The following is a 1,576-nucleotide window of genomic DNA, read 5'->3' on the forward strand; positions in this document are numbered from 1 at the left end:
AAACAGGTCTGTTGATTTCCGTTCCAGGCGCATCGCTTTCCGCGGAAGAATTATGAAAAAGCCCACCTGCCGGCTATTTCATAAACAAATTCTTCTAGGGGCTGGCGCTGAGCCTCCTCGTCGCTTCGCTCCTGCGGGGTGCAAATGATTCCTCACGAGAATCATTTCACCTAGGTCTCATCTATCCAGCTTGAGCCCGCAGGACTTTGAAAAGCTCCCTCGAATCTGCCCACGCACGATGGAAATGCGTTAGCATTTTCGGAGGAGTCTACGCGCCTTCCACTTCAATCAACAGGTTTTCAATAATTGTTCTGTGACCCGTATTTTTGTCGACAAGTTGAAATCCTCTGTTAAAGTAGGGGATTTTTTAGTTTGAAGCATAAGGTTTAAAAGGCTGGCCTGAAAGGGACCCTGATTGTCCAGTGAATTAATGACGTCTATATCACTCTTTTCTTTGAATATGAATAATCTATCTTCATTCTCTCAAGAATAAGCAAAAAGGAGGGCGGGAAAATGAATATCCAAATGAAATGGTATTATCGGCTTGGATTTCTTCTCCTTTTATTTATTGTCATTTACGTTTTTATAAAGCTACAGGCATTATGGGTGCCAATGTTAGAAATCATCGTCAAGCTGCTCATACCCTTTACAATCGCAGCGTTTATTACATATTTGCTTCACCCAATCGTGGAAGGTCTTCATGCCAGGGGACTTCATCGAGGAATTTCAATCTTGATTATATATATATTATTTTTTGGAGGAGCGGGGTTTGCATTTTACAAAGGAGTGCCTGCGTTAATTCACCAATTGCGCGATCTTGCTCAAAACGCACCATTATTTGCGTCACAGTACAAAATAATGGTCAATAATATCATGGACCAGACTTCAACATGGCCGGCAGGGATCCATGAAAGAATTGAAGATGGGATTAATCGAATGGAACTGTGGATTGATGGTGTACTGTCAGGCACGATGATCTTCTTAATGGATATCGTCAATTCAATCCTTACAATTGCAGTAATACCTTTCATTGCATTTTATATGCTTAAGGATTTTGATGTCATGAAGAAGACGGCATGGTATCTCACTCCTCGCCAATGGAGACAGCCAGGTACCCGATTCCTGCATGACGTAGATAAATCATTAGGGAGCTACATCAGGGGCCAGCTGCTTGTCTGCCTGGTAATTGGTGTGTTGTCCTCCGTTTTCTTTTGGATTGCCGGCTTAAAGTATTCCTTGCTACTTGGAGCAATTGTTGGCATCACGAACGTCATCCCATATTTCGGACCGATCATCGGGGCCATTCCAGCTGTGATTATTGCTGCAACAATGTCGGTGAAAATGGTGCTGATTTCCTTAGCGATTGTATTTTCGCTGCAATTTTTAGAAGGGAATATCCTATCTCCTTTAATTGTCGGAAAAAGTCTGCATATGCACCCGCTAATGATCATGTTTGCCCTGCTGGCAGGGGGAGAAATCTGCGGAATTCTTGGGTTAATCCTTGCTGTACCAGTTCTAGTAGTATTAAGAGCGGCTCTTGTCCATGCGAAAGACCATATTATTTTGGAAAGAAAAA

Annotated in this window: 1 protein-coding gene; it reads left to right on the forward strand. The window is 42.6% G+C overall.

What is annotated here, in order from left to right; all coding sequences use genetic code 11:
• Nucleotides 1-513 precede the first annotated feature (513 nt).
• A partial coding sequence (locus WB217_RS13940; RefSeq protein WP_423993826.1) for an AI-2E family transporter occupies nucleotides 514-1,576 on the forward strand: 1,063 nt, incomplete at its 3' end.

It is taken from the genome of Mesobacillus sp. (genome assembly GCF_049588175.1).
Classification (GTDB): domain Bacteria; phylum Bacillota; class Bacilli; order Bacillales; family Cytobacillaceae; genus Mesobacillus.